Consider the following 19,517-nt stretch of genomic DNA (forward strand, 5'->3'; position numbering starts at 1 on the left):
GCTGGCGCTGGTGGGCAAGGGCGTGGTGTTCGACACCGGCGGCATCTCGCTGAAACCCGCCGCTGGCATGGAAGACATGACCATGGACATGGGCGGCGCCGGTGTGGTCGCGGGCACCATGCGGGCGCTGGCGCTGCGCAAGGCCAAGGCCAATGTCGTGGGCCTAGTGGGCCTGGTCGAGAACATGCCCTCGGGCCGGGCCACCCGCCCGGGGGATGTGGTGAAATCCATGAAGGGCGACACGGTCGAGATCATCAACACAGATGCCGAGGGGCGGCTCGTGCTGTGCGACGTGATGTGGTACGCGCAGGAGCGGTTCAAGCCTTCGGGCATGATCGACCTTGCCACCCTGACCGGTGCCATCATCATCGGGCTGGGTCACGAGAATGCCGGCGTCTTCTCGAACGACGATACACTGTGCAACGCTTTCCTGAAATCTGCTGGCGAAGAGGGCGAGGGCGCCTGGCGGATGCCGCTTGGTCAGGCCTATGACGATATGTTGAAATCGCGCATCGCCGACATGAAGAACGTGGGCGGGCGCCCGGCGGGCTCGATCACCGCGGCGCAATTCCTGGCCCGCTTCGTGCAAGAGGGCACGCCCTGGATCCATCTCGACATCGCCGGGGTCGCCTCGGTCACCGCCGAGACCGACATGGCGCCCAAGGGTGCCACCGGCTGGGGCGTGCTGGCGCTGAACCGTCTGGTGGACCGGCTGGCAGAGTGATCCGATGGGGGCCGCCTATTTCTATCACCTGACCCGCAACCCGCTGGAGGCAACGCTGCCGGTGCTGCTGACCAAGGCACTGGGCGCGGGCTGGCGGGTGGCGGTGCGGGGGACCGATCCGGGGCGGCTGGGCTGGCTGGACGAAAAGCTGTGGCTGGGGCCCGATGACGGGTTCCTGCCGCATGGGCTGGCAGGTGGCGCCCATGACGCCGACCAGCCGGTGCTGCTGACCACCGGCGCCGAGGCGCCCAATGGCGCGCGATGCGTGATGAGCGTGGATGGCGCCTCGGTCACCGCAGAGGAGGTCGCCGCGCTGGAGCGGGTCTGTATCCTGTTCGATGGCACCGATCCGCAGGCGGTCGAGGCCGCGCGCGGTCAGTGGCGGGCTCTGACTTCGGCGGGCTGCGCGGCGCAATACTGGTCCGAGGAATCGGGCCGGTGGGAGAAGAAGGCCGAGGCGGGCGGCTGAGCCTGCCGGGCCGCTCTGGTTGTTTTTCGTTGATATCTGCGGGGATCTGACCGATAGGGGCAGGGTCGCGCCTGTCGCGGTCCAAGGCGCCCAGTGCAGGTTGTGACACTGGCCCGTCGGTGCGCAAGCAATCTGTTGTCATGGCCCAATCGCCCCGCCGGGGCCTGAACCGATGGCAGGGCCAGATGACCGATACCTCCGTTTCCCGCAACGCGGCGACCGCCTCCGCGCCGATCCGCCTGATCAAGCGTATGGCGCTGGTCCTGTTCGGGCCGTTCTATTTCCTGTTCATCGCCTTCGTGCCGCTGCTCTGCGCCCGACGGCACGGCTTTCGCGGTTGGTATTGGCGGCTGGTCAAGCGCGCCTGTTCGCGGCTGTTGTGGTTGCTGGGCATCCGGGTCGAGATCACCGAGGCCGAGCGCGCAGCGCTGGCACAGGATCGCGACAGCATCATCGTGATCAACCATCGCAGCCATCTGGACGGGTTCGCGCTGATGGACGCGGTGCCGGATGCGAAATGGTTCACCTTTGCCGCCAAGAAGGAGCTGTGTCGCCACCCGCTGCTGCGTACCGGTTTCACCGGCGCCGGACTGGTCGAGATCGATCGCAAGAACGGCAGCTTGGCGATGGAGACGCTGGGCGCGGCGGTGCGCGAGATGCCCGCCCGCCGCTCGGTGGTGCTGTTTCCCGAGGGCACCCGAGCACACGGCGAGTCGCTTGGCCCGTTCAAGGCGGGCGCGGTTCTGGCTGCGCGCGATAGCGGTCGCAGCATCCGGCCCATCGTCATCCACGCATCGGACCGCCTGTTGCCGCGCGGTCGCTTCCTGCCCAAAGGCGGGGTGATCCGGGTCGAGGTGCTGGAGCCCTTTGTCTGCGACCCTGCCGCGCCGGTCGATGCCGATGTGGCACGACTGCGCGCGGCGATGCTGGCGGGGTTCGACCGAGCCTGAGGCGCGGCCTCAGCCCGCCAGCTGCCGCATCAACCGCCCCGGCGCGTCCGGCAGGGTTAGCCCGGCCTGCGTCGCCATGTGCCAGGCCAGCGCCAGGTTGGAACTGACCACCGGAATGCCCAGCTCTGCCTCGATCTCGTCGATCACATCCAGCGTGCGCAGATTGGTACAGCTCAGGAACAGCCCGTCCAGACCGCCGCGCCGTCCAAGGTCCAGCGCCGCCGCCCGGATCGAGGCCGGATCGATCCGCGCTACCCGCGCCTCGCTCGCCTCGCCGAAACTGAGCGTTTCGGGCGTCTCGACCCCCGCCGCGCCCAAGGCGTGCCGCACAGGTTCGGCCACTGAGGCGACATAGGGCGAGACAATGCCCAGCCGGGTGATGCCCAACGCACGCAGCGCGGCGCGCGCCGCGGTCAGCGGATCGGTGCTGGCCTGTGTGTCGCAAGCGCCCCGGATCAACTCCGCCACCCGGTCAGGTCCTATCATCGTGGCGCCCGAGGTGCAGGCATAGCCCACGGTCGAAAACGCCACCGAGGGCGGCAGCAGGCTGGCCGAGTACGGCAGATCGCGCTCCATCTGGCGCAGGGTCTCGGGCGTCACATCCGCACCCGAGGGGATGCGGGTGACATAAAGCGCCTGATCGCGGGCGGCAAAGAGGCGCTGGAAATCCTGCTCGACCGTCTCGTCGGCCTGCAACACGATCAGCCCCAGCGTGGCGGCGCTGCCGATCGGGGCGGTGAGGTCATAGGGAAAATGGGTCATCGGGTGTGGCTCCGGTCAGGGCAGGCTGGTGCCAGAATGCACATGAATGACCCGCCCGGGCAGCGCCGGATGCGTCACGCGGCGGCACGACCGCGACCGTTCAGCGGGCCAGCACCAGGGTTCCACCCGCGATCTGGATACTGCTGAACCGTTGCAGATAGTCCATACCCAAGAGCGATTCACTCATCTCGCCCTCGTTCACCCAGGCGGTGACGCCCTGATCGGTGAACCCGCCCAGCTGCACCTGGCCCAGTTTCACCGGCGCGGTGCGCACCTCGCCATTGGCGGTATAGGCGCGGCCGAAGTAGTTGAGTGCCGCTGTGTCGATGCCCAGCCGTTCGGCATCCGCATGGCTCAGCACCACCTGGCTGGCGCCGGTATCGACTAGAAAGCGCAGCGGTTTGTCCTCGACGATAAGGGTGGCATAGTAATGGCCGTCCGGGCTGCGCGGGATCTCGACCCGGTTGTCGCTGACCGACATCCGGGGTGTGCCCGCCACTGTGCCGCGAATGTCGTCCCACAGGCCCACCACCGCGATCACGCCGATGAAGATGAACAGCCAGGCCATCGCCATCTGCATGGCTTTGCCCAGACTGGCGCGTCGCTGGCTGATGAACCAGAACAAGAGCGCCGCGACAAGCAGCATCAGGTAGATCAGGCGGGCGAAATCGTCTGCGACCATGGAGGGCCTTTCCTGTGGATTTTCCCTCGATATGGGGCGTCAGCCGGCAAAGCCAAAGGCCCTGAGTCCATCAAGGATGAATTGCACCGCCAGCGCCGCCAGCAGCATGCCCAACAGGCGAGTGACAACATTCAGCCCGGTCTTGCCCAGAAGTCGCCCCAAGAGGCCGGAAATGAGATAAAGGAAGAGCACTACCGCAAGCACTGCCAGCATGACTGCAATCACCGTGGCCAGACCCTCGGCGCCCGGATGCTGGCCTGCCAGCAGGATCATGGTGGCGATCGAGCCGGGGCCGGCGATCAGCGGAATGCCCAGCGGGAACACCGAGGGGTCGGCGTGCTCCTCGGCCTCGGCCCGATCCTCGCGCCGCTTGGTGCGTCGCTCGAACAGCATGTCGAGCGCGGTGAGGAACAAGAGCACACCGCCCGCCACGCGAAAGGCGGGCATCGAGATGCCGACAAAGCCCAGCACCGCCTCGCCAAAGGCGGCGAACATTGCAAGTATCCCCGCCGCCGTCAGGCAGGCGCGCAGCGCGATGGCGCGTTTGGCACGGCTGTCCATGCCCTGGGTCAGCGCCATGAAGATCGGCGTCTGGCCCGGCGGGTCGATCACCACGAACAGCGTGGTAAAGGCGGTGATCAGAAAGGCCGTGTCGAGCATGCCCCCTCCGTCTGGTTGGTGGCGCCGAGATCGAACCGTTTGCCCTCGGCGCCGTCAAGCGCGCGCCAGGTCTGAAAGCCCAAAGCGGTGTAATAGGCCAAACCTTCGGTGTTGGTGGCGCCGATACTGGCGTCGATATGGGCCAGCCCGGCGCGCTGCGCCTTGGCCAGCGTTTCGGAAAACAGCGCCCGCCCGATGCCGCGGCGGCCCGTATCGCCCGCCACATAGGTGCCGATGATGCCCCAGCCGGCGGGCAGGTCATAGTCGTTCTGCTCTCTCGCAACCTTCAGCGACTGAAAACCGAGGATGCGCGCGCCCTCGCAGGCCACGGCACAGCTCAGCCGGTTGGGATGGGCGATGTAATGGGTCAGAACGGTCGCGGCATCGCCCCGACGGGCACTGTTCCAGCCGGTGAGGATAGGTAGCAGTACCGCACTCATCGCGGCGGCATCCGCCGCTTCTGCCTGTCGGACGATCATGAGGCCTGCGCCGCGTCGAGTTTTTCCTGCGCGTCCATCCACAGGGTTTCGGCCCGCTCCATCGCGTCCTTCAGTTCCGCATATTTGCGGTTCCAGACTTCCAGATCACCGACCTTGTCATCAGCGTAAAGCGCGGGATCGGCCAGTTTGGCGGCCAGTTTCTCGTGCATGTCGGCCAGTTTCTCGACCCGCTCCTCGCATTTGCGCAACTCGGCCCGCAGCGCCAGCACCGTGTCGCGGCTGGCGCGCTTGGGCTTGGCCTCGACCGGTTTGGCTGGCTCCGGCTTGTCGCGCGCCAGAAGAAAGTCGCGATAGGCCTCAAGATCGCCCTCGAAGGGTTTTACCGACCCGTCCGAAACCAGCCACAGCCGGTCGGCGACAAGGGTCAACAGGTGCATGTCGTGGCTGACCAGGATCACCGCGCCGGTATAATCGGTCAGCGCCTCGACCAGCGCCTCGCGGCTTTCGATATCAAGGTGGTTGGTCGGCTCGTCGAGGATCAGCATATGGGGCGCGTCAAGGGTGGCGATCAGCAGGCTGAGGCGCGCCTTTTGCCCGCCCGAGAGCCGCCCCACCGCCGTTTCCGCCTGCTCGGCGCCAAGGCCGAAGCCCGCCAGCCGCGCCCGCCATTTGGCGGGCGTCTCGCCCGGGCGCAGGCGGCGCAGGTGGTCGAGCGGGGTTTCGTCCACATACAGCTCGTCGACCTGATGCTGGGCGAAATAGCCGATCCTGAGTTTGGGCGAGCGGGTCATCCGCCCCGCCATCAGCGGCAGCCGGCCCGAGAGCAGTTTCGACAGGGTGGATTTGCCCTGGCCGTTCTTGCCCAACAGCGCGATCCGGTCGTCCTGGTCGATGCGCAGGTTCAGCCGTTTCAGGACCTCGGTCTGCCCATATCCTGTCACCCCGCCTTCGAGATGGATGATCGGCGGCGACATCTCCTCGGGTTTGGGAAAGGTGAAGGCGCGCAATGCGGCCTCTTGCGGGCTGCTGATCGGCTGCATCCGGGCCAGCGCCTTGAGGCGGGATTGCGCCTGTTTGGCCTTGTCCGCCTTGTAGCGGAAGCGGTCGACGTAAGATTGCAGATGCGCGCGGCGCGCCTCCTGCTTCTTGGCCATCGCCTGGGCCTGGGCCAGGTTTTCGGCGCGCTGGCGGGCGAACTGGTCATAGGGCCCCTGGTAGAGGGTCAGCTTGCGGTCCTCCAGATGCAGGATCGCGCCCACGGCGCGGTTCAAAAGCCCGCGGTCGTGGCTGATGATGATCACCGTATGGGGGTATTTCGCCAGATAGCTTTCCAGCCACAGCGCCCCTTCGAGGTCGAGATAGTTGGTCGGTTCATCGAGCAGCAGCAGATCGGGCTGGGAAAACAGCACCGCCGCCAGCGCCACCCGCATCCGCCAGCCGCCCGAGAAATCGGAGCAGGGTTTGAGCTGTTCGTCATCGTCGAACCCCAGCCCCTTGAGGATCGAGGCGGCGCGCGCGGGCGCGCTCCAGGCGTCGATATCGGCCAGTCGGGTCTGCACCTCGGCGATGCGGGTCGGGTCGGTGGCGGTTTCCGCCTCGGCCATCAGCGCGGCGCGCTCGGTATCTGCGGCCAGCACCGTGTCGATCAGCGATACGTCCGAGGCGGGCGCCTCTTGCGCGACGCCGCCGATGCGGGCGCGGCGGGGCAGGGCGATGGTGCCGGTCTCCAGCGCCAGCTCGCCCCGGATCAGGCGGAACAGCGTGGTTTTGCCGGTGCCGTTGCGACCCACCAGACCGACCTTGTGGCCATCGGGAATGACGGCGCTGGCGCCGTCGAACAGCGGCCGGCCCTCGACCGCGTAAGTGATGTTATCGATCCTCAACATGGGCGCGCTCATAACAGACAGGTGAGGGGGCCGCCAGCGGCTTGGGCCCGTTGCGGGGATGGTCAGGCGCAAGCGGCCGTGATAGCGCAGAGATAGCGCCCCATCCGCCGGATCCCGCCAATGCGTCCTGCCACCAACCCGCCGCATCTGATCACGCTTGTTCTCGCCACCGCACTGGCGGTCCTGACACTGAACATGTTCCTGCCGTCACTGGCGCATATCGCGTCGGATTTCGGGGTGGATTACGCGTTGGCGAACCTGTCGATTGCCGGATACCTGATCGTCACCGGGGTGTTGCAGCTGATCATGGGCCCCTTGTCCGACCGCTATGGGCGGCGTCCGGTTCTGTTGTGGTCGATGGGCGTGTTTGCGCTGGCCTCTGTCGGATGCGCGCTGGCCGAGGATATCTGGGTCTTTCTTGGGTTCCGGATGGTGCAGGGCGCGGTGATCGCGGGGCAGGTCCTGCCGCGTGCGGCGCTGCGCGATCTCTACCCGCCGTCACAGGCGGCGGCGCGGCTGGGGCAATTGTCGATGGCGATGGCGCTGGCGCCGATGCTGGGCCCGATGCTGGGCGGCGTGCTTGAGAGCCTGTTCGGATGGCGGGCCGGCTTCGTTCTCTATGCTGTCATGGGGTTCGGAATGCTGGCACTCGTCTGGGCGGATATGGGCGAGACCAACCAGAACCGCTCGGCCACCTTCGGGGCGCAGATGCGGCAATACCCCGAGCTGCTCGGATCTCGCCGGTTCTGGGGCTACAGCCTGTGCGCCGCCTTCTCGGTCGGGGGCTTTTATGCCTTCATCACCGGGGCGCCAATGGTGGCTGCGGCCGCGTTTGACCTCAGCCCGGCGATGCTGGGCCTTGGTATCGGTATCATCACTCTGGGGTTCATGGCGGGCAACTTCGTCACCGGGCGTATCGCGCCGCGCGTGGGGCTGATGCCGCTGATCGTGGCCGGGCGCTGGGTGGCGAGCCTGGGGCCGCTGTTGGGGCTGGTGCTGTTTATTGTCGGGCTTGGGTCGGTCTGGGTATTCTTTGCTTCGGCCATATTCGTGGGCTTCGGCAACGGGCTGACGTTGGCCAATGCCAATGCCGGGTTGATGTCGGTGCGTCCGCATCTGGCGGGCAGCGCCTCGGGCCTGTCTGGCGCTCTGACCGTTGCACTGGGGGCGGCGCTGACCACGGCCACGGGCGTGATCGTGAACGCTGGAAATGCGCCCTATGCCGTTCTGGGGTTGATGCTGGCCGCCAGCCTGCTCAGCCTTGTCGCCGCGCTCTACACCCGTTGGGTAGACCTGCGCGACCCATTGGTCGAGACCTGACCGGGCAATCCCGTATCAGGTCCGGGATTTGCCATCATGGCACTTTCCTTGCGTGCCCCATCGTGCTAGGCGGCGCGCGATACATCCGGCGCGAAAGGCGCGCCGCCAGATTCAAGGAGAGCCCCGATGGCACTGGAACGTACCTTCTCGATCATCAAGCCCGATGCAACCCGCCGCAACCTGACCGGCAAGATCAACGCCAAGTTCGAGGATGCCGGCCTGCGCATCGTCGCGCAGAAGCGCATCCACATGACCAAGGAACAGGCCGGCAAGTTCTATGAAGTGCACGCCGCCCGCCCGTTCTATGACGAACTGTGCGAATTCATGTCCTCGGCCCCGGTCGTGGTGCAGGTTCTGGAAGGCGAGAACGCCATTGCCAAGAACCGCGAAGTGATGGGCGCCACCAACCCCGCCGACGCGGCCCCCGGCACCATCCGCGCCGAGTTTGCCGAGTCGGTCGGTGAGAACTCGGTCCACGGCTCGGACGCGCCGGAGACCGCCGCGGTCGAGATCGCCTATTTCTTCTCGGGTATCGAACTGGTCGGCTAAGCCGCCGGTCTGCGGACCTGAACGAACAGGAAAAGCCGCCCCGTCTTCGAGGGCGGCTTTTTCATTGGGCCGGGAGGGGGCGCTGCCCCCATCGCGCCAAGGGCGCGATTCCCCCGGGATATTTTCGGCAAGAGGAAAGCGCAGATGTGCGTCAGGATTGCGGGCGCAGATCCTCGGGGCGGACACGGACGCCCAGCGCGTCGAGCTCTGCCACCAGTTTGCTGGCCGGGGCGGGTTTGGTCGCGGCCTTGATCGCGTCGAAGCGGGCGCGCAGCTCGGCCTTTTCCTTGCCCTTGCAATCGTTCCAGGGGCGGCCTTGCAGTCCCATCACCAGCACATAATAGCCAATGAAATGCGGTTTGCTGCCAGCGGCCAGCAGCCGGGCATAGGCCGCATCGGCGCCAAGCGCGCGCAGCTCTTCGGCCGAGTGGATACCGGCACGGGCACAGGCTTCGTCCATGGCGGGGCCAAGATTGCGGATCGAGGAAACGGGATCGGTCATGGCGCCACCCTAACCTCCGCCGCTCGGCATGTCACCGGCGGGTGTCAGGGGCGGACTGCGCGCCCGCGCCGCAGGTCGCCATCTGGCATGCAGCCGCGCGCCTCTCTATCGTGTGGGCAGGCGGTGCGGGCACGACATGGCCCGAAGAACCAGAGGGAGGAATGGAATGAGCGATGGGTTAACGGCGGAGGAGATCGGAAAGCTGGACCTGACAGCACCGCCGCCCGGGTTTCTGGAGGATCCATTTTCGTTCTACGACGCGCTTCTGGCCCATGCGCCGGTATTGCCGCAACCGGACGGCTCGGTGCTGCTCAGCCGGTATGCCGACCTGGACCGCATCTATCGCGACACAACGCTTTATTCCTCGGACAAGAAGGCGGCGTTTGGTCCCAAATTCGGGGTCGGCTCGCCGCTGTTCGAACATCACACCACCTCGCTGGTGTTCAACGACCCGCCGCTGCACACGCGGGTGCGCAAGATCATGACCTCTGCCCTGACGCCGCGCGCCATCGCGCGGATGGAACCGGGGCTGATCGAGACGGTGGATCACCTGCTGGACGCAATGTCCGGGCGCGACCAGGTGGACCTGATCGCCGATTTCGCCTCGACCATTCCGATCCAGATCATCGGCAACCTGCTGGATGTGCCCATGGACGAGCGCGGGCCGCTGCGAGACTGGTCGCTGATCATCCTGGGCGCGCTCGAACCGAAGCTGAGCGCCGAGCAGCTGGCGCAGGGCCAGCAGGCGGTGACCGAGTTCAAGACATATCTCGAGGATCTGGTGGCACGGCGCCGCGCCAGACCGGGCGATCCCGAAACCGATGTGCTGACCCGGCTCATTCGGGGCGAGGGCGCCGATCAGCAACTGTCGGAAATCGAGCTGCTGCAAAACTGCATCTTCATCCTGAATGCCGGGCACGAGACCACCTCGAACCTGATCGGCAACGGGCTGGCGTTGTTGCATGACTTCCCAGAGGAACGCGCCCGGCTGCTGGCCGATCCGGCGCTGCTGCACTCGGCGGTCGAAGAGATCCTGCGCTTCCGCTCGCCCAACCAGCTGGGCAATCGCGAGACTACCGCGGAGATCGAACTGGACGGGCTTCGCCTGCCCAAGGGGACCAACCTGCATCTGTGCATCGGGGCGGCCAATCGCGACCCGGCGGTGTTCGACGATCCGACCCGGTTCGACATCGCGCGCAAGCCGAACCGGCATCTGGCTTTTGCTGGCGGGCCGCATGTCTGTGTCGGGCTGACGCTTGCCCGACTCGAAGGGCGGATCGCACTGGGCCGGCTGCTGGAGCGGTTTCCCGACTATCGCCTGCTGGACGGCCGTGTGCCCGGCGGGCGCATCCGGTTTCATGGCTACGCCGAGCTGCCCGCGCGCCTGTGAGCGGGCAGGGCCGGCTCAGGCACCGCGCGGCAGGGTCAGGCGCGCCTCAAGGCCCGGCGCGCGGTTTTCGGCCTCGAAGCTGCCGCCGTGCATGCGGGCGATGGCGGCAACCAGCGCCAGGCCCAGACCCGAATTGCCGCCCGTACGCGACGGGTCGAGCGTGACAAAGGGGTCGGCCAGGCGCGACAGGTCCTCCTCGGGGACGCCGGGACCATTGTCGCGCACAGCCAGTACGATGTCCGTGTTGGTTTCGGACAGGGTCAGCGAGACCGTGCTGCCCGCTGGCGCATAACGCAGCGCATTGTCGAGCAGGTTGGACAACGCCTGCGCGAGCAGGGCCGGGTGACCGGGCAGGGTCGCCGCGTCGGCCTCGACCGTCAGGGTAACGCCGGTTTCGGCGGCGAGCGGTTCATAGAACTCGCCCAGATTGCGCGCCAGCGCAGCTAGGTCCACCGGCTCGAATTCCTCGCGCCCCAGCCCCGCCTCGGCGCGCGAGATCTCGGTCAGTTGCGAAAAGACCCGCAACAGGTGGTCCACCTCGGCCAGGGCGCGGGCGCCGTCGGCGCCGCGCTCGTCAGGGTCGCGGTTGGGGTCGGTCAGCGTCTCGACCCGCTGGCGCAGCCGCGACAGGGGCGAGCGCAGGTCATGGGCGATTGAATTCGAGGTGGTGCGCAGGTGGCCCACCAGCTCCTCGATCCGGTCCAGCATTTCGTTCAGGGTTGCCGCCATGCGGTCGAACTCGTCCCCGGTACCGCGCAGCGGGATGCGGCGGCCCAGATCGCCCGAGACGATCTCTCCGGCGGTGCGCGAGATGTCCTTGAGCCGCGAGAACACCAGTCGTGTCAGCAGCCAGCCGGTCAGCAAACTGAGCGCCAGCGCCGCCAGCAGCGCCAGCCCGACCGAGCGCAGCAGCACCCGGTCGAATTGCCGCCGGGCCGAGGCGTCGCGACCCACCAGCAGCCCCTCGCCACCGGGCAGGCGGATCGAAGCGGCCGAGACCGGCACGCTCTCGCCGGATTCGGTGCGGATCAGGTCCAGTTCGATCCAGCCGCTGCCCGCAGTCACGCCGGGAGGCCAGCGCACCAGATTGCCCGCCAGCACCGCACCGCCGCGATCGGTCAGCAGGTAAAGCGCGTCGCGCTCGCTGGCGTCCTGGCTGCGCCGCTCGATCGCGGTCAGCAGGCCGATGACGCCCAGTCGCTGGTATTCATCCGCCAGCCCCGCCAGTTCGGCGGTCACGACCGAGCGGGTCTCGCCCGCGATGGTGCGGTTGGCGGTGACATAGACCAGCGCCAGCACCGCAACCGTCATTGCCGTGCTCAGCACCATGCTGAGCAACACCAGCCGGGTGCGGGCATTTCGCATCAGGACCAGCGGCTTAGCCATCGGAGATCATGTAGCCCGCACCGCGCACCGTGGTGATCAAAGGCACGTCTGCGCCCTCGTCGATCTGGCGGCGCAGTTTCGAGATGTGCACGTCAACGATATTGGTGTTGGGGTCGAAATGGTAATCCCAGACCCCCTCCAGCAGCATGGTGCGGGTGATCACCCGGTTCTTGCGGCGCAGGAAGAATTCGAGGATCTGGAATTCGCGCGGGGTCAGGGTGATCTCGCGCCCGGCGCGGGTCACCTTGCGGCGCATCAGGTCCATCTCCAGATCGCGACAGGTCAGCATCGCAGCTTCTTGCGTGTCCTGCGGGCGGCGCAGCAGCGCCTCGACCCGGGCCAGCAGCTCCTGAAACGAGAAGGGTTTGACCAGATAGTCGTCGGCCCCGGCACGCAGCCCCTTGACGCGCTCGTCCACCGCGCTCATCGCCGTCAGCATGATCACCGGGGTGTTCAGCCCGGCGGCGCGGACCGACTTGATCAGCGCCAGCCCGTCAAGCCCGGGCAGCATCCTGTCCAGCACCATCGCGTCAAAACCGCCATCGGTGGCGTGATAAAGCCCCTCGCGCCCGTCCCCGGCACATTCCACGGCAAAGCCTTCCTCGGCAAAACCTTTGGCCAGGAACTCGCGCGTTTCGGGGTCATCCTCGACGATCAGCACACGTCGGCTCATCTCAATGGTCCTCTTTTCTGATGGATATACAGGGGCGAGGCAGCAAATGCACGTGCCGGGCGCGGATGGGACGCGCCCGGCAGATCCGGGACCGAAAGGCACATAACATGGCCCGGATCCAAACCCGGCGCGCGGGGGCACGGCCGGGTCAGCGACCTGTGGGTCAGGTGATTTTGACCGCGAGGAAGATCTGGTTGCCGCTCCGGTTGATCAGCATCAGCGCCGGATCGGTCTTTTCGCTCTCCAGCGCCTTGGCCAGTGCTGCCGGGCTGATGGTATCGCTGCCGCCCAGCCGCAGGATCACGTCGCCCGGGCGCAAACCGGCGCGGGCGGCGGGGCCGTCGGGCGCGATATCGGTGATCAGTACGCCGCCGGTGTCGCTGTCCAGCCCGGCGCCCTTGCGGGCCTCGTCGCTCAGCGGCGAGACGGTCAGGCCCAGGCCGGGCGCGTCGGCCGGGCCCTCGGCGCTGGCCGGGATCACCTCGGCGCTGGCCTGATGGGTGCCGATGGTGACGGTGATATCCTGCGCCTTGCCATCGCGCATCACCCGGATACTGGCACGGGTACCGGATTCGGTCGCGCCCACCAGCCGGGGCAGGTCGGCGCTGCTGCGCACCGGTTTGCCTTCGAAGGCGACGATCACGTCACCGGGGCGCAGGGTGCCGTCCGAGGGGCCATCGGCCACGACCTCGGACACCAACGCACCGGTGGTCCCGTCAAGGCCCAGCGCGGCGGCGATATCGGCGCCAAGGTTCTGGATCGACACGCCCAGCCAGCCGCGATCGACCTGACCGTCCTCGCGCAAGTCCGAGATCACGTGATCGACGATGTTCGAGGTGACGGCAAAGCCCAGACCCACTGAACCGCCCGAGGGCGAATAGATCACCGAGTTCACGCCCACGACCTCGCCCGCCATGTTGAACAGCGGTCCGCCCGAATTGCCCTTGTTGATGGCTGCGTCGGTCTGGATGAACTCGGCATAGGGTCCGTCCGAGATATTGCGCCCCTTGGCCGAGACGATGCCGGTAGTCACGGTCGAGCTGAGGCCAAAGGGGTTGCCCACGGCCACCACATCCTCGCCCACGCGGATGGCGTCGCTGTCGCCCAGCGAGACGGCGGGCAGCGCCTCGCCCGCCTCGATCCGCAGCAGCGCCAGATCGGTCAGCGGGTCGGTGCCGACCACCTGGGCGGTGAATTCGCGGTCATCGCTGAGGCGGACAGTGACCCGGTCGGCGCCGTCCACCACGTGATTGTTGGTGACGATATAGCCCTCGGCATCAAGGATGAAGCCCGAGCCGAGCCCCTGGCGTGGGCCGCTATCGGGCATCGGCATGCCGCGCGGGCCGCCGAACTGGTGAAAGAACTCCTCGAACGGGGTGCCTTCGAAGGGCGAAGGCTGGGCGCCGGTCGGGCGCGGCGCCGCGTTCTGGCTGGCCAGCACGGTCACCACGCTGGGGGCGACCTGTTCGACCAGATCGGCCAGCGCCGCGTCTGCATGGCCGGGCAGGGCGGTCGTGGCCATCAGCAGCGCGCCCAATGCGGGGGCGGCCGCCCAGTTGGGAAGCGAGGGGGTCAGCTTGCGGGACATGCGAATGTTCATCTTGATCTCCTGTCTCGATGTCCGGTCCGGGCCGGGTTCGGATCAGAGATAGCCGTGCATTCTGAGGTGGGGCTGAGGCAGGGATTAAGATTTCTTAATCCGCCTTCACCGATCGCAGGCGGCATGCAGGGCGGCGGATCATGCGGATGTGGATAAATTGAACTTGATTCGAGCAAATCTCACGCAGGATTGTTCCCGTTCCTTCAAAGAACTTTACCAACAGGGACGATTGATCACTGACCTGTTTACAAATATGGCGGGAATGTGGCGGGGAGTGGCGCGGGTGATGCCGGTGCCGGTGGTTGCGTACTGTTCTCGAAAGAGAAACAACTCCTCGGTGAGCGGCGGCGCGGCAACCGAAGCAAACCGGGGTTCTGCGGAGGAAACAAGGCCGATCTCTCCATTTGCGAGATGAGGCTTGTGAAACAATAATCAACCAAAAGTTGATATGGCCAGCCGTTCCCGGACGCTCAGGGGCGAGGCCGGATCGGAATAGGGCGAATTTTAGACCCTTTTTCGCTTTGTCCGCTTCGACGCCTCCGGTAATTATAGATGCAGCCCAACTGGGGGGGCGATGTCTGTTGGTCACGGGGGCGACCGCACAACTTGGCGTCTTGAAGACGCGGGAAAGATGCGCGTTCGCGCAACGGCTTTGAGGTCGTTTGTGGCGAAGGTTTACTCGATACGTTGCGGCGTATCGAAACAGCGCCGCTTGGCGTCGCGCCAGCTTTCTCTGCCCGACCGGGATCACAAGTGGTGCAGTCGCGACTGACCCTGTCATCGCCCGGTTAACTTAGGTTTTTCGCGTAGGGACGCGATCGGTGCAGGTGTGCCGGGAAGGAGATTGGTATGGCGACGAACTTTGACAATCCGTATTCGGCCAACCTGATTGGTCTGTGGGATTTCCGCCCCGGTGCGGAAACCAACGATACCGGCCTGGGGGACGGAATCGCGCAGGACGGCACTCCGGTGAACAGCCCCGACTTCAGCGCGGGCTGGATGTATACCGGTCAGCCGGATCAACGGATGGACGTCAATGATGGCGATGACGATCAGTTCGACCTGGATGAAGGCTCTCTGATCACCTCGTTCCGCGTCTTTGGCCATCCCGGCAGCGGTCCCTATACGGTGGTCAGCCGCGGCGCCGAGGATTCCGGTAACGTCGATGATGGCGCCGGCACCACCCCGGGCGCCGACAGCGGTTATTTCGAGGTGCGTGTGACCAACGAGGGCGTGGTCGAGGTTCTGCATCGCTCGAACGGGATCGAAGAGGTTCTGAGCACCGGCTCGAACTTCTATAACATCGGCGATGTGGTCACCGTGACCTATGCCTGGTCCGACAACGGACTCGACATGCGTGTGGAGAATGAGACCCAGGGCACCGAGACCACCGTGTCCAGCGATCAGACCGGCATGACGCTCGATGTGACCACCAACAGCGAACAGAGCTTTTCCATCGGTGCCCGCGAGGCGACAGCAGGCGATTTCGACCAGAACTTCTTTGGCGGCGTCGACTATGTGGCGGTGCTGGATGCACCGGTGATCGGTCAACCCAATGGTATCGTTGACGGCACCCCCGGCAACGACACCATCGACCTGGCCTATACTGGTGACCCCGAAGGCGACGTGATCGACGGCGGTGACGCGGTCGACCCGACCCATGGTCCCGACGATGACGTGGTCGACGGTGGCGCGGGCGATGACAGCATCGATGCGGGTCTGGGCGATGACACCGTATATGCCGGCAGCGGCAGCGACACGGTGAACGGTGAGTCTGGCGACGACCTGCTTATCGGCGATGACAATGCACCCGGCGGCGGCGCCGGAGGCAGCACCCGCGAGGTGTTCGAATGGTTCCGCGCACCCGATCCGGATGACGGCGGAGATGTGGATGATGGCGACGACCTCAGCGGCGGCTTCACCCAGAACACCGGCGGCGTCGATGTCACCTTCTCGGTTCTGAATGCCGATCCGGCGGTCACCACCGAATTTTCGACCGAAGAGCAATTTGTCGGGAATATTGACACCAACGGCCCCGCTGCGACTGACGACAGCGCCATGGAATCGGAGTTGAACGGGCAGACCAATACGGCCGGCTATCAGCTCGACTTCTCGGACCCGGTCACCAATGTCTCGTTCCGCATCAACGATATCGACGGCGACGGCCAGGCCCGCGTGCAGGCTTTTGATGTCAACGGCGACCCGATCACGGTGAACATCGCCGGCGGCCTGAATGTCACCGAGAGCGATACCGACGGCGTGCCGGGCAACGAGACCGCCACCGGCGACGGCGGCTATGCCGGGGCAAACAACGCGAATTACTCGATCCTGGTCACCATTCCGGGTCCGGTTTCGCGCCTGACCATCGAACATGCCCAGGCCGGCGCGAATCCCAGCGAAATCTCGGTCTCGGATGTCTTTTTCAATGTCCCGAATGCCGATACCGGCGCCGATGGCGATGACAGCCTGACCGGGGGCGAGGGCGACGACACGCTGATCGGCCAGGGCGGCGATGACACGCTGACCGGCGGCGACGGCAATGACAGCGTCGAGGGTGGCGATGGTGACGATGTGATCGACACCTCGGGCAGCCTGTCGGGCAATCTGCCCGACCGCGGCTTCCCCTCGTATAACGGCCTGCCTGCGGTTCCGGCGGATCCGGTTGTGGACGACGATCGTGACACCGTGGATGGCGGCGAAGGCAATGACATGATCCTAACCGGTGACGACACCGACCGGATCACCGGCGGTGGCGGCAACGACACGATCGACGGCGGCCTGGATGACGACACCATCGAAGGCGGCGACGGCGCCGACATGATCGTGGGCGGCGAGGGCGCGGACTCGATCCTGGCCGGCACCGGCGACGACGTGGTCTATGGCGGTCTCGACCCGCGCTTCCCGGACAATCTCAACATCCGCGATGATGGCACCGATGGCCCCGCCGATCCCGAGACCACCAACGGGCTCGATTTCATCGATGGCGGCGACGGCAACGACACGCTGTATGGTCAGGACGACAACGACACCATTCTGGGTGGTGCGGGCGACGATCTTGTCGATGGCGGGATCGACCAGGACAGCATCGAAGGCGGCGACGGCAATGACACCCTGCTGGGGGGGCACGGCGAGGACGAGATCCACGGCGGCACTGGAAATGATGTGATCCTTGGCGGGTCCGAGGCCGACGTCCTTTACGGTGACGACGACCGCGACACGATCGGTGCCGGGATCGGCGACACGATCGAAGGCGGCGAAGGCGGCAATGACTATGACGTCGCCATCGCGACCGGACTGGCCGTGGTCGACTATGACCAGACCGATCCGACCGGCGAATCCGGAACCATCACCTATTACAACCCCGATCTGACCGTGGCCGGCACCGCCGAGTTCTCGGAGGTCGAGAACGTGCTGGTGGTCGGAAATCCGGGCGGAAGCCCGACCCCGCCGCCGGGTAGCGGCCCGACCCCGCCGGACAGCTATGACGGTATCGTTGACGGCACATCGGGCAACGACACCATTGATCTGGCCTATACCGGCGATCCCGAAGGCGACATGGTCGACAATGACGATGCCGTTCCGCCGCTGGTCGATGAACAGGATGTGGTGCTGGCCGGTGCCGGTGACGATCTCGTCTACAGCGGTCTGGACACGGACGTAGTGTTCGGCGGCGCGGGCAATGACACCGTGTTCGGCGAAGAAGGTGGCGACGCCATCGACGGCGGAGAGGGCAACGACTCGCTCGACGGTGGCGCGGGCCGCGACATCGTGTTCGGTGGCGAAGGCGACGACACCCTCTCTGGCAGTAACGAAAACCCCGACGATGGTGGTGACCTTCTGGGCGGCGGCTTTGGCGACGACCGGTTCGTCAATGTCGGTCAGGGTGAGGTCATCATCGGCGGCGAGGATGCCGACGGGCTGGACGAGGACGTGCTCGACCTGACCAATGCGGCTGCTCCCGGTGGCTCGGTCACCGTCGAATATGACGCAGGTGACCCCGAGGCGGGCACCGTGCGCTATTTCGATGCGGCTGGCGCCGAGACGGGAACCAGCACGTTCAGCGAAATCGAGACGGTCATTCTGCCCTGCTTCACGCCGGGCACCAAGATTGCGACCCCTAAAGGTGAGCGTCTGGTGGAGGACCTGCAGGTCGGTGACCGGGTGATCACCCGCGACAACGGCATCCAGGAAATCCGCTGGGTCGGCGCCCGCACGCTGAGCGGTGCCGAACTGGCCCGTGCCGGTCACCTGAACCCGGTCCTGATCCGTCAGGGCGCGCTGGGTGGCGGTCTGCCCGAGCGGGACATGATCGTTAGCCCCAACCACCGGATCCTGGTGGCCAATGACAAGACGGCGCTCTACTTCGAAGAGCGCGAGGTTCTGGTTGCGGCCAAGCATCTGATCGGGCTCGAAGGGGTCGACATCGTCGAGATCTCGGAAGTGACCTATATCCACTTCATGTTCGACCAGCACGAAGTGGTACTGTCGGACGGGGCCTGGACCGAGAGCTTCCAGCCGGGCGATCTGTCACTCGCCGGTCTCGCCGATGCACAGCGCGACGAACTGCTCGAGCTGTTCCCCGAGCTGAAGACCCGGGAAGGTGTCGAGGCCTATGCCGCCGCGCGCCGCTCGCTGAAGAAACACGAAGCCCGCCTGCTGATCTGACAGCGGGCTTCGGCATCCCCGAATATGCAGCTTGAACCGCGCGGTCTCGGGGCGCGCGGGCAGGGCGGGGCGCGGTTTTCGCGCCTCGCCTATTGCCGTTTCGCGCGCCAGTCTGCCCAGGCTTCGGGCGTGTCCAGATCGGTGCGGGCATGCTCGCCCGGCAACGGGATCAGCATCAGCCGCTCGTGATGCGCCTTTGCCACCGATTGCGCCCCGGTATCGCCGGTCAGTTCCAGAAGCGTGGGGAACAAGGCCCGGTGAAACACAACGGGATGGCCGGGATGGCCCGATGCGGTCGCCCCGCGCCAGATGAGATTTTTCGTCGAAAAATCTATGGCGCCCATTACCCGCGTCAGGTCGTCACTGGTCAGGTCGGGCAGGTCGGCAAGCAGAACCATGGCTGCGGGCGTCTCGTCCGGCAACGCCGAAACTGCGCGGCGCAAGCTGGCATTCATGCCCTCGTCGGCATCGGGAACCTCGACAATATCGACAGGCAACCCCGCCAGCGCGTCATGGCGCGGATGCGGTGCCGGCGGCACGGCCACGATCACCGGTGCCACTTTCAGCGCCCGCAAGGCGGTCCGGCGCAGCAGCGGCATGCCGTCGATCTCTTGCATCAGTTTGTCGGCCCCGCCCATGCGACGGGACCGGCCCGCGGCCAGCAACAGGATGGGAATCGGCTTCATGCCGCAACTCTGGCTGCTGGCGCTGGAGTTGTCACCCGCGCATGCGCGTACCATCCCCATCGAACAGCGGGTGGCTGATCACCCGCGCGGGGCGCATCTGGCCCAGGATCTCGATCTCGACCGCCACACCGTCGCCAATGCGGTCGGTGGGCAAGAAGCCCAACGCCACAGAT

General features: G+C 66.0%; 18 protein-coding genes. 7 read left to right on the top strand and 11 right to left on the bottom strand.

The genetic code is table 11. From position 1 onward, the window contains the following. From AC2FL1_RS21440 to AC2FL1_RS21450, 3 genes are all read left to right on the top strand, one after another. Window positions 1-724: M17 family metallopeptidase (locus AC2FL1_RS21440; RefSeq protein ID WP_496878258.1), on the top strand; the 724-nt coding region annotated here is incomplete at its 5' end. Between the two features lie 4 nt (window positions 725-728). Next, entirely contained in the window at window positions 729-1,193 is a 465-nt protein-coding gene (locus tag AC2FL1_RS21445; RefSeq protein ID WP_496878259.1) for a DNA polymerase III subunit chi, read from the top strand. Window positions 1,194-1,378: 185 nt separating this feature from the next. After that, window positions 1,379-2,143 carry a lysophospholipid acyltransferase family protein gene (locus tag AC2FL1_RS21450; protein ID WP_496878260.1) on the top strand — a complete coding sequence of 255 codons (765 nt, stop codon included), beginning with the start codon at window positions 1,379-1,381 and terminating at the stop codon, window positions 2,141-2,143. A 9-nt stretch (window positions 2,144-2,152) separates the two neighbouring features. Here AC2FL1_RS21450 and AC2FL1_RS21455 read toward each other — a convergent pair whose 3' ends face one another. From AC2FL1_RS21455 to AC2FL1_RS21475, 5 genes are all read right to left on the bottom strand, one after another. Continuing rightward, window positions 2,153-2,905 (bottom strand): maleate cis-trans isomerase family protein, encoded by a 753-nt coding sequence (locus AC2FL1_RS21455; protein ID WP_496878261.1) that lies wholly within the window; start codon window positions 2,903-2,905, stop codon window positions 2,153-2,155. A 100-nt stretch (window positions 2,906-3,005) separates the two neighbouring features. Further along, entirely contained in the window at window positions 3,006-3,587 is a 582-nt protein-coding gene (locus AC2FL1_RS21460) for a retropepsin-like aspartic protease family protein (protein ID WP_496824188.1), read from the bottom strand. A 39-nt stretch (window positions 3,588-3,626) separates the two neighbouring features. Beyond that, entirely contained in the window at window positions 3,627-4,247 is a 621-nt protein-coding gene (locus AC2FL1_RS21465) for a MarC family protein (RefSeq protein WP_496824186.1), read from the bottom strand. After that, on the bottom strand, window positions 4,226-4,726 hold the full coding sequence (locus AC2FL1_RS21470; RefSeq protein WP_496878262.1) for a GNAT family N-acetyltransferase: 501 nt from the start codon (window positions 4,724-4,726) through the stop codon (window positions 4,226-4,228). Before AC2FL1_RS21470 ends, AC2FL1_RS21465 begins: the two co-directional genes overlap by 22 nt. Further along, on the bottom strand, window positions 4,723-6,573 hold the full coding sequence (locus AC2FL1_RS21475) for an ABC-F family ATP-binding cassette domain-containing protein (RefSeq protein ID WP_496878263.1): 1,851 nt from the start codon (window positions 6,571-6,573) through the stop codon (window positions 4,723-4,725). Before AC2FL1_RS21475 ends, AC2FL1_RS21470 begins: the two co-directional genes overlap by 4 nt. A gap of 120 nt (window positions 6,574-6,693) precedes the next feature. Here AC2FL1_RS21475 and AC2FL1_RS21480 point away from each other — a divergent pair, with 120 nt between their 5' ends. Both AC2FL1_RS21480 and ndk read left to right on the top strand, forming a co-directional pair. Beyond that, on the top strand, window positions 6,694-7,893 hold the full coding sequence (locus AC2FL1_RS21480) for a multidrug effflux MFS transporter (RefSeq protein ID WP_496878264.1): 1,200 nt from the start codon (window positions 6,694-6,696) through the stop codon (window positions 7,891-7,893). Between the two features lie 126 nt (window positions 7,894-8,019). Then, window positions 8,020-8,442, top strand: a complete 423-nt coding sequence (gene ndk / locus AC2FL1_RS21485; protein WP_238903506.1) for a nucleoside-diphosphate kinase — start codon at window positions 8,020-8,022, stop codon at window positions 8,440-8,442. 151 nt (window positions 8,443-8,593) lie between these two features. On the opposite strand, the gene AC2FL1_RS21490 is transcribed toward ndk, so the two are convergent. Next, window positions 8,594-8,944: a TfoX/Sxy family DNA transformation protein gene (locus AC2FL1_RS21490; RefSeq protein WP_234166328.1), complete on the bottom strand. Its 351-nt coding sequence runs from the start codon at window positions 8,942-8,944 to the stop codon at window positions 8,594-8,596. Window positions 8,945-9,110: 166 nt separating this feature from the next. On the opposite strand from AC2FL1_RS21490, the gene AC2FL1_RS21495 reads away from it, so the two are divergent. Next, window positions 9,111-10,334, top strand: a complete 1,224-nt coding sequence (locus AC2FL1_RS21495; RefSeq protein ID WP_496878265.1) for a cytochrome P450 — start codon at window positions 9,111-9,113, stop codon at window positions 10,332-10,334. 15 nt (window positions 10,335-10,349) lie between these two features. On the opposite strand, the gene AC2FL1_RS21500 is transcribed toward AC2FL1_RS21495, so the two are convergent. The 3 genes from AC2FL1_RS21500 to AC2FL1_RS21510 form a co-directional block, all read right to left on the bottom strand. Beyond that, window positions 10,350-11,720 carry a sensor histidine kinase gene (locus AC2FL1_RS21500; RefSeq protein ID WP_496878266.1) on the bottom strand — a complete coding sequence of 457 codons (1,371 nt, stop codon included), beginning with the start codon at window positions 11,718-11,720 and terminating at the stop codon, window positions 10,350-10,352. Beyond that, window positions 11,713-12,393, bottom strand: a complete 681-nt coding sequence (locus AC2FL1_RS21505) for a response regulator transcription factor (protein WP_496878267.1) — start codon at window positions 12,391-12,393, stop codon at window positions 11,713-11,715. The genes AC2FL1_RS21500 and AC2FL1_RS21505 overlap by 8 nt, the downstream gene beginning before the upstream one ends. Window positions 12,394-12,556: 163 nt before the next feature. Further along, complete coding sequence (locus AC2FL1_RS21510; RefSeq protein WP_496878268.1) at window positions 12,557-13,993, bottom strand: DegQ family serine endoprotease; 1,437 nt, start codon at window positions 13,991-13,993, stop codon at window positions 12,557-12,559. A gap of 849 nt (window positions 13,994-14,842) precedes the next feature. On the opposite strand from AC2FL1_RS21510, the gene AC2FL1_RS21515 reads away from it, so the two are divergent. Further along, complete coding sequence (locus AC2FL1_RS21515) at window positions 14,843-18,658, top strand: Hint domain-containing protein (RefSeq protein WP_496878269.1); 3,816 nt, start codon at window positions 14,843-14,845, stop codon at window positions 18,656-18,658. An 89-nt stretch (window positions 18,659-18,747) separates the two neighbouring features. Here AC2FL1_RS21515 and AC2FL1_RS21520 read toward each other — a convergent pair whose 3' ends face one another. Together AC2FL1_RS21520 and AC2FL1_RS21525 are read right to left on the bottom strand one after the other, a co-directional pair. After that, the gene (locus AC2FL1_RS21520) at window positions 18,748-19,344 is read right to left on the bottom strand and encodes a nucleotidyltransferase family protein (RefSeq protein ID WP_496824167.1); all 597 of its coding nucleotides are present in this window, start codon (window positions 19,342-19,344) and stop codon (window positions 18,748-18,750) included. 31 nt (window positions 19,345-19,375) lie between these two features. Then, on the bottom strand, window positions 19,376-19,513 hold the full coding sequence (locus AC2FL1_RS21525; RefSeq protein ID WP_496878270.1) for a hypothetical protein: 138 nt from the start codon (window positions 19,511-19,513) through the stop codon (window positions 19,376-19,378). Window positions 19,514-19,517: the final 4 nt, after the last annotated feature.

Source organism: Ruegeria sp. YKSF070, from assembly GCF_059612725.1.